The organism is Bacillota bacterium, assembly GCA_040755295.1.
In the GTDB taxonomy this organism is placed as follows: domain Bacteria; phylum Bacillota; class Desulfotomaculia; order Desulfotomaculales; family Ammonificaceae; genus SURF-55.
Genome location: JBFMBK010000004.1, coordinates 174,574 through 187,584, shown reverse-complemented (window position 1 = coordinate 187,584; position 13,011 = coordinate 174,574). Strand labels below are relative to the sequence as shown.

Sequence of the window (13,011 nt, the reverse complement as noted above, 5' to 3'; positions counted from 1 at the left end):
GCCCCGAAATGCGTTTGGGTTTACTCCAGGTGCCGCTTAACGGCCTCCACAGTGTAGAACTCCAGTTCGTCCCCTTCTTCGAGGTCATTGAAGTTTTCGACCATCAGCCCGCACTCGAACCCCTGAGCCACATCCCGCACATCGTCCTTGAAGCGTTTAAGCGAGTCTATCTTACCGGTGTGAACCACCACACCGCCGCGTACAACCCTGACGCCTGCATCCCGGCTCACTTTACCCTCGGTGACATAACAACCGGCGATCGTTCCTACCTTTGAGGCATGAAAAACCTTGCGCACCTCGGCGCGCCCGAGGATGACCTCCCGGTAATCCGGCTCGAGGAGCCCGGAGAGCGCCGCTTTTACGTCATTTATCGCTTCGTAGATCACCTGGTATAGCCGGGTGTCTATCTTTTCACGTTCCTGCGCCTTGCGGGCGTTAACATCCGGCCTTACGTTGAAACCGATTATTATCGCTCCGGCAGCCGACGCGAGCATGATGTCGGTTTCGGTAATCGCCCCGACGCCGGTGTGAATAAGGTTGACCCGGACCTCTTCCGTACCTAGACGTTCCAAAGCTTTACTCAGCGCCTCCGCCGAGCCCTGAACGTCCGCCTTCACTATTAACGGCAGTTCCTTGATCTGACCTTCCTTAATACGGGCGTACACATCTTCAAGGGCCATTTTCGCGCGCGCTTTGGCTTCGTCTTCCCGCTTCTTAGCGATTCTTTTCTGGACTATCTGCCGGGCAAGGTGTTCGTCAATCACCACAAAGGGTTCCCCTGCCTCGGGCACCTCGGAAAACCCGAGTACCTCGACAGGTGTGGAGGGTCCGATATGGTTCACTCTTTTGCTCTTATCGTCGATCATGGCCCGGACACGGGCAAAATGGCCTCCGGTAACAAGGGTGTCGCCGACCTTAAGCGTGCCGTTTTGAACCAGGACCGTGGCAACCGGGCCGCGTCCCTTATCAAGTTTCGATTCAACGATGGTCCCTCTGGCCGGACAATCAGGGTTGGCTTTGAGTTCCAGAACATCCGACACCAGCAATATCATTTCCAAAAGGTCTTCAATTCCCTGGTTCTTAAGCGCCGAAACAGGAACACAAACCGTATCGCCCGCCCATTCCTCGGGAACAAGGCCCTGATCGGCCAGTTCCTTCTTAACCCGGTCGGGTTTTGCGTTCTCTTTGTCCATCTTGTTAAGCGCGACGACAATCGGTACCCCCGCTGCGCGTGCGTGATTGATCGCTTCAACGGTTTGCGGCATCACTCCGTCGTCCGCCGCAACCACCAGAACAACAACGTCGGTAACGTTTGCCCCGCGGGCGCGCATCGCGGTAAACGCTTCGTGGCCGGGGGTGTCGATAAACGTTATCTTCCTGCTATTCTTCTCCACCTGGTAAGCGCCGATATGCTGGGTTATTCCTCCGGCTTCGGTCGCTGTTACGTGCGTTTTCCGAATGGAGTCCAGGAGCGAGGTTTTACCGTGATCGACATGACCCATCACTGTGACTATCGGTGAACGGGGTTTGCATTTCTCCGGATCGTTTTCCGGTTCCTCCACCAGCAGCGACTCTATGTCGAATTCCGGCTTTACCTCAACCTGGTATCCGAACTCCTGGGCAAGGATGACCGCCGTATCGGAATCGATCTCCTGGTTAATTGTCACGAACATTCCCAGCGCCATTAATTTCTTAATAAGGTCGGCGGCTTTACGCTGCATCTTTTCCGCCAGATCCTTGACGGTAATAGTCTCTCCAATCTGGACCGGCTTTCTCTCCGCCGGTCTAACCAGGACCGGTTGCGACTCCGCCTTACCGCGCCGTTTCAAGAGCTTGCCCCGCAGCTTTTCCCCTTCCTCTTCCCGCAGCGGCACAAGACGGTCGGCCGTTTTATCCTTGACCTTCTTATCGGTTTTCGGCCGCTGTTCCTGCTTTTGCGACGACTTGTTTTTATCGGTTTGCGGCGGTGGCGGAATCGGCGCAAGTTTGGGCGGACGTGTGTCGGAGGCCGGATACGGGGCCTTCCGCTCGCCGTAGCCGGTATGCCGCCCGTCGGGGCGAGGCGCTGAATGCCCGAACGAAGGTTGTCTAGGTCCCGCATGATTCGGTCTTCCTCCGGGAGCAGGCCTTCCTCCCGTACCGGGAGCAGGTCTTGCTCCTGTTCCTGGCGACGGCCTGCGTCCGGGACCCTGAGCCGGTCTTTGCCCGCTGATTGCTCCATGTCCCTGCGTCGGAACCCGGCTATCCGGTCTCCGCCCTTCCCAAGGCCGTGGCGCAGATGGTTTACCCTGGCCGCCTCTGGATTCAAACCTGGGGTCAGGCGCTTTAGCCTTTGGCGGAGAAGGCGCTTGGGGCTGATTACCCGGTTCGGTTGACTCCTTAGGAATAGGCTTCACGGCGGTCTCTTTTAAGTCCCGTGTCTCTTCGGGGAAAGGAGCAGCCTCATGATCGGCTGAAGCGATCAGGTCAGGTCTTTCTTCAGGGGTGACCTTCGCCTCCTGTTGAGGCGCCGGGGCGGTAATCCCGGAGAAAATACCCCGGCTTGCCTTCTTTTCAAACGCAAGCGGCCGCTCCGCAAAACGGCGGTCCGGCGGCCGTTGGGGAACCTTATCCACCAGCCCCGGCCCGAATTTGGACAACGACTGCGTCCTCTCCGGTTTCACCGTCTTCGGTTCGGCCTTATCTTCCGCCCCGGGCTGATTCTCCTTAGTTTCCGGCTTTAACGCCGCAGCCGGACTGTTCACCTCGGCCGAAACTTCCGCTTTCCGAGCACCGCCGTCCGCCGGCGCTGTTTCCGTGGCCGCGGCTTTTGTCCCGGCGCTTTTTTTTGTAGTTTTGGGTATTTCCGCAGAAAGAGCTTCCCTTACCTTGATTACCTCCTCGTCATCTAACGTCGAAAAATTACATTTAACCTTTATTCCAAGGTCAACAAGCTTCTTAATAAGATCCTTGCTTTCTATTTTTAATTCTTTGGCAATTTCGTGCACCCTCTTCTTCACCATTCAAACACCTCCATACTTACCGGGAACAGGACCCATTAAGACCATCGCCCGTCCGACGGGCGGCATTACTTTTATCGTTTTATGGTTCCTCCCAAAAACATACGATAAGAGAGAAGCTCATCCCTTCCTTACGAATGAGACTCCTCAAATCTACTGCCGGGAGGCCGTTGCAGACTGCCGGTGATCCGTTTTACAGCCCTCTCCTGGGAGACTGCCGCAAAACGGGTCTGTCCATTTCAGAAGTCTGATGTACGATGCCGGAGGCATTTGTTTTGCAACACTCTTCTATGCCTTACCGCTCGCAATTACGTCCAAAATCCTTGCCGCAAGATGGTCATCGAGTATCGCAACCACAGCTCGCGGCGGGCGGCCGAGGGCCGCACCCAATTCGGCTTTCATCCCAAAGCAGATGACCTTGATTTCCGTCCCGCGGCTGAACCGTTGAAAGTCCTTAAAGGTGTGGGCGGCGGCGTCGGTGGCTACGATTACCAGACGGGCTTCCCTTTTTCGCACCTTCGCTCTTACAACGAAATCGCCGGAGACAACCTGGCCGGCTCGCTGGCCGAGCCCTAAATACTGTCTGACGTCTTTGGACACTGGCGTATCAACTCCTCCCGGATTGCCTTTACAGTTTCTTCCGGTAAAGCCCGTTCGAGAGCACGCCCTATCCTTTTTCCCTTTATTGCTTCTTTTAAACAGCGCTCTGACGGGCATATATATACTCCGCGACCAGGCATTTTCCCGGTCGGATCAACAGCGATTCGTTCTTCCGGTGTACGTACTATACGTATCAGTTCACGTTTCGGCTTCATCTCACGGCAGCCGACACAAAGACGCTGCGGAATCTTCCGTGGTCGCGGCAAAACGCATATACCTCCCTTAACCCTACCTTGGGAGACCTTGTTAAAACTCAGCCCGGTTCCAAAACCTCATTATACGCTTCCGTACCTCCGGCTTGCCTCTACAGTCCATGTTCTCACGGTCTTCAATGAAGCCGGGCCTTATATTAAATAAGCCGGATAGAAATCCCGGCGTTTCAAGTTCCGTCTATACCGGTCCCTTTGCGAATTCGGATTCGGCAGCATCACTTGCGTATATTTCTTCATCATTCTCGTACATGGAGGCATATTCCTGAGCGTAAATCTCTTCCATCTGCGATTCGCTCTTGATGTCGATTTTCCACCCGGTAATCTTGGCTGCAAGCCGGGCGTTTTGCCCCTCCCTGCCGATTGCGAGTGACAACTGATTATCGGGAACGATCACCCGCGCGATCTTTTCTTCCTCCCAGATCTCAGCGGCGACAGCCTTCGCCGGGCTTAACGCCTCAGCCACAAACCTTGAAGGATCAGGGTCCCAGCGAATTATGTCAATTTTTTCATTCCGCAACTCGTTGACAACCGCCTGTACCCTGATACCTTTCGGCCCCACGCAGGCACCTACAGGGTCGACATTCGTATCGTTTGAACATACCGCCACTTTGGAGCGCACACCTGCCTCACGCGCCACCGCCTTCAACTCGAGGATTCCCTCCTGAAGTTCCGGCACCTCAAGTTCAAAAAGCCGACGCAAGAAACCCGGGTGGGTACGCGAAACAATGATCTGCGGCCCTTTGGTTGTTTTTCGGACCTCCAGTATGTATGCCCGGATCCGGTCGCCCTGCCTGTATCTCTCGCCGGGCATCTGCTCCACCGGCGGGAGTATGGCCTCGGTTTTACCGAGTTCGATATAGACGTGACGCTGTTCAACCCTCTGAATTGTGCCGGTTAAAATGTCTCCTTCGCGGTTGGCGAAGGCTTCATAAATCATATTCCGCTCGGCTTCGCGAATCCTCTGCACCACCACCTGCTTAGCGGTCTGCGCGGCAATACGGCCAAAATCCCGCGGGGTGACTTCTTGTTCGACGATATCTCCAGGCATATAACGAACATCTATTTCCTTCGCTTCGTCAGGTGAAACCTCCGCCCGTGGATCAGTAACATCCTCCACAACCAGGCGTTGCGCAAAAACCTGGCATTCCCCGGTTGTGCGATCTATATTCACCCTGGCGTTTTGTGACGAACCAAAATTTCGCTTGTAGGCTGAAAGGAGCGCGGCTTCAATGGCTGAAAGAAGCAATTCGATCGAAATGCCTTTCTCTTTCTCCAAATCGCGAAGCGCTCGCAGAAACTCTGTATTCAATACTTTACACCTCCCCTCGAATCACATTTTAAATATAAGATTTGCTCTGGAAATGTCCGCGAAAGGGATCTCGATGGTTGTTCCCTCAATCATAAGCCGTACCGCGTCTTCACCAGAGGAAATAATTTTCCCGGTAAACTTGCGCCGCCCCTGCAGGGGTTTGTGGGTTACCACCAAAACCTCCCGATCGGTAAAACGACGGAAGTCCGACGGCTTTTTCAAAACCCGCTCTACTCCGGGAGTCGATACCTCCAGAAAATATGCCTGGGGGATGACGTTCCGTTCGTCCAACAAACGCCCGAGAGGTACGGACACAGTCTCGCAGTCACCGAGTCCCACCTCTCCCCCGGGATTATCTATAAAAACACGGAGGAACCACCGGCCCTCCTCCTTACGGAACTGTACATCAACGAGCTCCAACCCGAGCTCCTCAACCAACGGCGCTGCAATCTCTTCTACCATTCCAACAATGCCGTTTCCCACTGACATAACTCCCTATCGTTCTTTCGTAAGGCGCAACGATAAGCAACGCATTGCTGCGTCAGACCGCATTACTTCTCGTTGCGCTCCGTCTTTGTTACGCTACTGCTTCAAAGTAACAAGCTTACGGGTCTTTGTTTACATTTTAGATGTACCTTACGTTAACGCACTGCTACACCTGCTGAACAAATTCTTTATTAAGACGAAAGAGTGGGAACCCCCACTCTTTGCCAAAACCTCGCACGCTCAAAACACACATCGGAAGTAGTATATCACATAACCATTCGCGCATGCAACTCGACCCGGCCTGGAATCTTCCCGCTTCGCCGCGGGGGCCGTTTGCGCCCTTTCTACTCCCGCCGCAGGTTATGTTAAACGCGTTTCATCGTCCGGCAACCAAGCTCATTGGCTGTCCCCGAGAAGGTATTTCAATTTCTTGATAACGGAATCCTTGGGTGAGTATCCCACCTCTTGCGCTACTACTTTGCCCTTCTGGAAGAAAAGCAGCGTCGGGATGCCTTTAATACCGTAACGCTGCGTAATGTCCTTGTTATCATCAACGTTAAGCTTGGCGACCTTAATCTGCCCGTTGAATTCGTCCGCCACCTGTTCGACGACCGGGGCCATGCTCCGGCACGGGCCGCACCAGGCCGCCCAGAAATCCACCATCACCGGTAAGTCGCTGCTCAAAACCTCTTGTTCAAAATTTCCCTCGTTTACTTCCAACACCATCGTACTTCAACCCCTTGCGGTTTAATAAAAAGCCATCAAGACCAACCTCTGCGTCTTAACGCATTTACCGACTTAACCCATAGTATAGTATAAGCCCGATGCTACTGCAACAATTCAAGGCATCTATTCAGGTACCCTTAGTCCAGCGCGGCGATTGAAGACAAATACCCTGTCTGCGTCTCGCCGTGTTCAGTCAGAAAACCCGGTTCCTGAACAGCAATCAATCCGGGCATTCATAAGTTTATTCAAACATCATGCAAACAATGATAAGCAACAACCGTTCTTTCCACAAATAGGCATACCCATTTTATTTTAAACGCTTCTATTTAAAAGGTGAAGCGTTATTTTAAAAGAATTCCTCCGGCGCGCCTAGTCATACCCTTTGCTCTTAAGTCAGGACAGAAGCTTTTCGGCGATTTCCTTAAATACCGGTGCGGCGTCCGATCCGCCGCTCCCGTCTCCTTCCACCATCACGACAATCACATAACGCGGGCGGGCAAGCGGCGCATAACCCGCAAACCAGGCGCACGCACCGTTGCCGGAAACCTCTGCCGTCCCGGTCTTCCCGGCACTCCCCCAGTCATCGAGATACCCCCGCCGGCCGGTCCCCGCCGTGGTGGCGAGCACCATGGCTTGCCGCAGCCTGAGAGCGGTGTCTGCCGACAAAACCCTTTTACCGGCATCGCGCGGCAGTTCTTCGCCGCCCTGCGGCCAGCGGAGAGCTTTTGCCAGGCGGGGTCTGACAAATATCCCGTCGTTGATTACCGTGTTCAGGACCGACGCGACCTGGACCGGAGTCATAAGGATAGGCCCCTGGCCTACACTGAGGTTAACCAGGTTATGCGGTTTCAGGAAACGGCTGAGATCCTGCCTCGGATCGCGGCTCAGGGGATAACCCAGCGCGCTTCTGTCCTCGAGAGCAAATAAACGGCAGTACTCGATCAAACGCTCTTTCCCCAGCGCCAGGCCGATACGGGCAAAGGAGGGGTTACAGGAGTAAGCAAAGGCCTGATCGAACGTAATCTCACCGTGGCCGGCGGGATTCCAGCAGTTGACAAACCGGTCCGAACCCGTACAGGGAAACCTTGTTTGGGTTTTAATCAACCCCGTTTCGAGCGCCGCAGCGCCGACCACCAGTTTAAATACCGACCCAGGCGGAAAAGGTGTAAACGCACGATTTAGAAAGCTCTCTTCCCCCGCGGGTTTTCCCGCGGCGCCGCCATTCCCGGTACTATACGCCGGACGGCTTGCCGCCGCGAGTATGTCCCCGCCTCCCGCTTCCAGAACCACCACCGCTCCCCGCGGTACCCGCCTGTCCATCACTTCCTCAACGGTCCTTTGTACCTCCGCGTCGATGGTAAGGAGCAGGTCGGCGCGCTCGTTGTCCGTTTGCTCCCGGATCTCTATCCCCAGGCCTTTAAGAACCTCCCCGCGCGCGTCGTGGTATATCCCCGCCGCGGCGAGCGGTACCGTTCCTTTCAAGATATGTTCATAAAAATATTCGCAGCCGGTTTTTCCGACGGAATCTTCCAGTGCGTAAGGTTTCCGCCCCTCATTAAGCCTGCGCCACCGGGAGACCGAATCGATTTTCCCGAGACTGCCTACCACATGCTCGGCAAGAGAATCCGGTCCGTAACGGCATTCCACCGGCACCACCTCAATCCCCGGCCATCCCGCGGAGTCCACGGCTTCTGCCTGTTCCTCGTTTAAAGGATAAAGAAGAAGGCACGGTGCGCCTTGCATCTTCTCCTTAATTTCCGCCGAAGGCACATGAAGGATGCCTGAAAGCCGTTCCGCTGCAACCTCCTTGTTATCAATCAAGACGGGGAATAACGCAACCTCTTTGGCCCGGTATTGACCCGTTAAAGAGACGCCGTTTCTGTCGAGGATGCCTCCCCGCCGGTATTCCTCAAGCGCTGTTACCTCCGCCTGTTGCTTGAAGGCTGAAAACCCGAAAGCCGGGCCGTGTACCACCTGAATCAACGCCAGCCTGAGCAACAGCGCGATAAATATGATAATTGTTGCGGACAGAACCCCTATTAAACGCCGCCTTGATCGATGCATTTCCTCTCCCGATCACGTGTTATAATGTCATTATAAGGAAAAGCTTTACCTGTACGGCCCGGGATTATTCCCGTAATAACAGAAAGCCCTGTATCTGTACAGCACAGGGCTTTCTTTATGTAAACCCCCCATGCAGGGGAGCTTAAAATGTCTTTCGATCCTTAGGCCCGCCTTTTGCAGGAGCCCCGTCTTTTCAATTCCCTTCCTAACTCGAGGGGGACGACCAGCCCTTTACCCGACTGATCCGCCTCGGTTCCGGCCTGTACCGCCGCAAACATTCTCGCACCGACGTCAAGGAGTTTAAGCGCCGCGTGACAAACCTCCGTGACGCTGCAGTTGTTCTTCTCGAGCGTCGCCAGGACTTCGGCAAGAACCCGCTCTTCAAAAGACTGGTTGTACTCCTTCCACGCCGCCACCTTCTCTTCTCCGGAAAGCGTGTCCGTTACACTGACAAAGTTGTGGATGCTTCCCTGGACTATCAGGAACAACTGGTCCACAAACTGGCGCATAAACGGCTCGGATTCGAACATAATCGGCCACCTCCCTTTCAAAGTTTTCCCGGAGGCTGAAACCGTCCTAAAAAATGCTTCTATAAGGATTATCGGCGGACAATCCACAAATATAATATTCCCCGGCCACATTTATCGATTATTCATCGAATATTCACCAGGTTAACGGCTTTGATATAATTGGGTGGATCTATTTTCTACGGAGGGTTCACAGTGATTGAAAGAATAACAAAGGATTTCTTCTTCGTCGAACGGGGCTGGCTTAACGGCAATCACTTCGTCTTCAACGGTAGAATGAAAGCCCTGATCGATACCGGGTATAAGAAAGACCTTGACCTGACCCGGCATCTGATAGAAGAGTGCGGACTTAAACCCGAGAACGTCGAATTGATTATCTCCACCCACAGCCACTGCGACCATATAGGCGGGAACCGCGTCATCCGGGAGTTGTCCGGATGCGAGATAGGAATGCACCCTTTAGACCGGTATTTTATTGAAACGAAGAATGACTGGTGTACCTGGTGGCGCTACTACGACCAGGAGGCCGACTTCTTCCCGGTGGACCGGAGTTTTAAGGACGGAGACGTTATCAGACTGGACGAGGTCGAGCTTGTAGTCCTTCACACGCCCGGACACGCCGCCGGACAGATATCCCTGTATTCACCGGAACAAAGGTTCCTGATCGCCGCCGACGTGGTATGGGATGGCGATTTCGGCGTTCTGACCACCCGTATCGAAGGTGGAATCAGTCCTTTTCTGCAGCAGGAATCATTGGAAAAGGTCGCCGCCCTGAAGATTTCAACGATATACCCGGGCCACGGCCCCCGGATCGACGATCCCCAGGGTGCGATCCGCCGCTGCCGGAAACGGCTTGAGTCTTTCCTCAGCAACCCGCAACGCCTGGGACGTGACCAAATAAAAAAAATAATCCTTTACACCCTGTTGGCGAAATCGGGGTTTCCCGAAAAAGAGTTTTTCGCTTATCTGGAGAAGACGCACTGGTTCCCGGAGGTAGCAGATCTTTACTTCGAAGGGCGGTATAAAGCCGTTTACGATGACGTGATGGACGAACTGATTAAGAAGAAACTGATCATCCGCGACGGGGATGTGCTCGCGGTTACACTGAAAGCCTGAGAGACCGCTGCAAAACTACGACGCTATCCTAGTTTTTAAGGTAGCGTTCTTTGTTTGCGTTATGCTCCCCTAAAGTGCGGGCGAAGGCATGGCTGCCGTCCGGTTTGGCCACGTAGTATAGGTAATCGGTTTTTTCCGGTTCGACCGCCGCCAGCAGTGAAGCCCGCCCGGGCGCGGCTATCGGACCGGGAGGGAGACCGGTGATGCGGTAAGTGTTGTAAGGTGAGTCAACCTCAAGGTCGCTGTAAAGTATACGCTCGCGGTGCTCACCGAGGGCGTATTCCACCGTCGCATCCACCTGCAGGGGTATCCCGCGGCGCAGGCGGTTGTAAAGTACGCCGGCGATAAGCGCCCGCTCCTCACCCAGCTTGGCCTCCCGCTCAACCAGGGAGGCGAGGGTTACGGCTTCGTTTAAGGTCAGCCCCTGTTTCCCGGCTTCGGCGGGCAGATCTATCTCCCCGGCCACTTCGGCAAACCGGCGAAGCATAAGCTCAATGACGGCATGCGCCGGTGTATCCGGAAGGACTTGATAGGTATCGGGGAAAAGGTAACCCTCCAAACACGCGGGACCTGCCGGGCTTTCGTTCAGAAACCGGTAATTGAAACGTCCGGCGGCCGCCTCCCCGAGAAAATCATTCTTTTCAACAATGCCCTGTTCGTCCAACCGGCGTGCGATTTCCGCCAGGGTAAAACCTTCCGGAATGGTAAACCGTTTAGCTAACTGACCGCCTTTTGTCAGTAAAACAAGCACCCCGGAAACCGTAAGGTCCGACGACAGACGGTAGGTCCCGCTCTTAATCTTCTTGTCGAGGTGGTAACAGCGGGCGTAACAGCGGAAAACGACCGGGTTCCGGATAATCCCCTGCCGGTACAGTTTTTCCGCGACCCAGCTTGTGGGTGCGCCCTTGGGGATGTCGAACTCGACCACCTTTCCTCCGCCCGGAGCTTTCAGTCCCCATGACACGAACGTCTGTGCCAATCCTATTAAGATTACCAGTGTCCCCAGACAAATAAAAAGCCTCAGGCGGAATTCCGGTCTGTCCCGGAGCGCCCTCAGCTTTTCCCATACGGTGAACCCTGAAATCGTTTCCCGCAAATCCCGGTCGGCATCCGCCCCGGCAGCCGGAAAAGAAGGGCTTGCGCCGAATCCCTTGAGGCAGAGACGCCGTCCCTTAAACCGGCGGGGTGAGGACCGGGCGATCGGGCGCCGGGTACGATTCGCGCCGTCCGGCGCTTCCTTCTCCGCCGCTCCGGCGCGAAAGCGGTCCCGGAGGATGGGCGCCGGCTCGCGGGAAGGCATTGCTCCCCGAGGCGGCATTCCCCCCTGTGGTTTCGTTCTCAAGCCGCTTTTAATCTTTTTAAACATCATCCTCCAACCAGACATAAAAACTCTCCCGCTGAACCTCCGGAATTAAAGAAATGACAATAGTATCAATAAACTTCTCCATATACCGTGTGGACTCCGGTTTCAGGAGGAGACGGCGGTTCCATACCCCCACCGGTTTCCTCCCCGGTGGAACCGGTCTGGGGATCGGTTTCTACCGGTTTTTGGGGCGCCACCACCACAGGAACGACCTTGGTGCCCACCGCCACAATCTGGTCGAGTGGGTGATAAAAGCTCGACCGCAACTGCTCTTTTATCGGATTATTCCCGTCCCATATGATGCGTTCCGCCTTTGCCCGGTAGCCGCTGATACCTTTCTGTTTAACGACCTCTTTCCCCGCTTCCAGGTTCGGATCTTCCTTCCGGATAACCTCCGGTTTAAGGGTTTCAGTGACCCAGCTTCGCAACTCTACCTTGCGCTTATACTTTTCGCTACCGAGGATTTTAATCGTCAACCGGCTCCCTGTAACCGCCGTACGAACATACAAGAATTTTTCGGTGTCGTTCCGGAACTTCAGGTCCGATCCCCCGTATGCAACCGTCGCATCGCGTCCCGCCGGAACGTATGTGACCGGCAGCGAGTGGTTGCGCCGTTCGACCACTTCGAGTCCCGATAAAAGAACCGCGTTGTAAAGTGTGGTGGAAACCTGGCAGACTCCACCACCGAAGGAATCCACAAACTCGTTGTTAATTATCGCGGGCGCTTCTTTATAACCGGTCTCGCTGCTCCGCGGGCCTACGATTTTGTTGAACGAAACGACCTCACCCGGCCGGACCAGTAAACCGTTCAGAGCACCTGCGGCTACGGTTATATTATAGACGCGATTGACTTTTGCCGGATCGAAAGATGTAGTGAACTCGCCCAACGTGGTCTCGATGCCCATCGCCATGATTTCGGCGGTGGTGTGTTCGGGGGGGATTGATTTAAGCGGTACGCGGACGACCGGTGCTTTCCCCTGGGTTAATATCGCAATCAGTTGCGGACAAACGGAGGCCGAATCTACGAAAAGTCCTTCCCGTCCCGGAATAACGACTACGGTATCGTCCGGGAGCACCTTAATACCGGCGTCTTGGGGCAACACCGTCAATTCCTCTGTGAGTTCGGCAACGAGGGACGCCGTCCGCTTCCGGTCAATCTTCACCTTCAGCGTGATGTCGGCGCCGTCCCTGGAAATCCGGTAGCGTTCGAGATACCGTTTTAAGAGCCATCCTCGGTGTCCGGACGCAACCGCTTGTTCGAGCACTGCGGTATCAATGCGGGCGCCGGTGTCCCTTAAAGGTAAACGCCAACTCCGACCGGCGCATTGAAGGCTGACGGGCTTTGAGATTAATTCGTCTTCGCAGGCCCTTAACTTAATCAGGCCTTCCGCAGCGGTGAGACCCTCATAAGGCATCCCGCCGATACTGACTCCCGGAACGATCACCCCCGACGGGAAATGTGCCCTCTCCACCAGCAAAAGGGTGACGGCTGCGACTAAAAGCCCGGAAATAAAGAAGGCCGCAACCCACAAAAGTATGCGGCGCAAAG

The 13,011-nt window shown here is 54.8% G+C and carries 11 protein-coding genes; 1 reads left to right on the top strand and 10 read right to left on the bottom strand.

Annotation, left to right across the window (positions count from 1 at the left end; all coding sequences use genetic code 11):
- Nucleotides 1–20: 20 nt before the first annotated feature.
- The 8 genes from infB to AB1500_05055 form a co-directional block, all read right to left on the bottom strand.
- Entirely contained in the window at nt 21–3,002 is a 2,982-nt protein-coding gene (gene infB / locus AB1500_05090; protein ID MEW6182540.1) for a translation initiation factor IF-2, read from the bottom strand.
- A gap of 285 nt (nt 3,003–3,287) precedes the next feature.
- Nucleotides 3,288–3,599, bottom strand: a complete 312-nt coding sequence (locus AB1500_05085) for a ribosomal L7Ae/L30e/S12e/Gadd45 family protein (protein ID MEW6182539.1) — start codon at nt 3,597–3,599, stop codon at nt 3,288–3,290.
- Nucleotides 3,572–3,865 carry a YlxR family protein gene (locus AB1500_05080; GenBank protein MEW6182538.1) on the bottom strand — a complete coding sequence of 98 codons (294 nt, stop codon included), beginning with the start codon at nt 3,863–3,865 and terminating at the stop codon, nt 3,572–3,574. Before AB1500_05080 ends, AB1500_05085 begins: the two co-directional genes overlap by 28 nt.
- A 184-nt stretch (nt 3,866–4,049) precedes the next feature.
- Nucleotides 4,050–5,180, bottom strand: a complete 1,131-nt coding sequence (nusA, locus tag AB1500_05075; GenBank protein MEW6182537.1) for a transcription termination factor NusA — start codon at nt 5,178–5,180, stop codon at nt 4,050–4,052.
- A gap of 21 nt (nt 5,181–5,201) precedes the next feature.
- Nucleotides 5,202–5,669 (bottom strand): ribosome maturation factor RimP, encoded by a 468-nt coding sequence (gene rimP, locus AB1500_05070; GenBank protein ID MEW6182536.1) that lies wholly within the window; start codon nt 5,667–5,669, stop codon nt 5,202–5,204.
- A 393-nt stretch (nt 5,670–6,062) separates the two neighbouring features.
- Nucleotides 6,063–6,392, bottom strand: coding sequence for a thioredoxin (trxA, locus tag AB1500_05065; GenBank protein ID MEW6182535.1), 330 nt, complete (start codon nt 6,390–6,392; stop codon nt 6,063–6,065).
- A gap of 393 nt (nt 6,393–6,785) precedes the next feature.
- Nucleotides 6,786–8,456, bottom strand: a complete 1,671-nt coding sequence (locus AB1500_05060; protein ID MEW6182534.1) for a penicillin-binding transpeptidase domain-containing protein — start codon at nt 8,454–8,456, stop codon at nt 6,786–6,788.
- Nucleotides 8,457–8,617: 161 nt separating this feature from the next.
- A complete protein-coding gene (locus AB1500_05055; protein MEW6182533.1) occupies nt 8,618–8,986 on the bottom strand; it encodes a hypothetical protein in 369 nt (122 codons plus the stop codon).
- 192 nt (nt 8,987–9,178) lie between these two features.
- Here AB1500_05055 and AB1500_05050 point away from each other — a divergent pair, with 192 nt between their 5' ends.
- Nucleotides 9,179–10,099: an MBL fold metallo-hydrolase gene (locus tag AB1500_05050; GenBank protein ID MEW6182532.1), complete on the top strand. Its 921-nt coding sequence runs from the start codon at nt 9,179–9,181 to the stop codon at nt 10,097–10,099.
- 28 nt (nt 10,100–10,127) lie between these two features.
- Here the strand turns inward: AB1500_05050 and mltG are convergent, their stop codons facing one another.
- Both mltG and AB1500_05040 read right to left on the bottom strand, forming a co-directional pair.
- Nucleotides 10,128–11,483: an endolytic transglycosylase MltG gene (gene mltG, locus AB1500_05045; protein ID MEW6182531.1), complete on the bottom strand. Its 1,356-nt coding sequence runs from the start codon at nt 11,481–11,483 to the stop codon at nt 10,128–10,130.
- A gap of 47 nt (nt 11,484–11,530) precedes the next feature.
- Entirely contained in the window at nt 11,531–13,009 is a 1,479-nt protein-coding gene (locus AB1500_05040; protein MEW6182530.1) for a VanW family protein, read from the bottom strand.
- Nucleotides 13,010–13,011 lie beyond the last annotated feature (2 nt).

Coding starts and splice junctions, on each gene's coding strand:
- infB (MEW6182540.1), bottom strand. CDS start 3,002: ATGGTGAAGAAGAGGGTGCACGAAATTGCCAAAGAATTAAAAATAGAA.
- rimP (MEW6182536.1), bottom strand. CDS start 5,669: ATGTCAGTGGGAAACGGCATTGTTGGAATGGTAGAAGAGATTGCAGCG.
- trxA (MEW6182535.1), bottom strand. CDS start 6,392: ATGGTGTTGGAAGTAAACGAGGGAAATTTTGAACAAGAGGTTTTGAGC.
- AB1500_05060 (MEW6182534.1), bottom strand. CDS start 8,456: ATGCATCGATCAAGGCGGCGTTTAATAGGGGTTCTGTCCGCAACAATT.
- AB1500_05055 (MEW6182533.1), bottom strand. CDS start 8,986: ATGTTCGAATCCGAGCCGTTTATGCGCCAGTTTGTGGACCAGTTGTTC.
- mltG (MEW6182531.1), bottom strand. CDS start 11,483: ATGTCTGGTTGGAGGATGATGTTTAAAAAGATTAAAAGCGGCTTGAGA.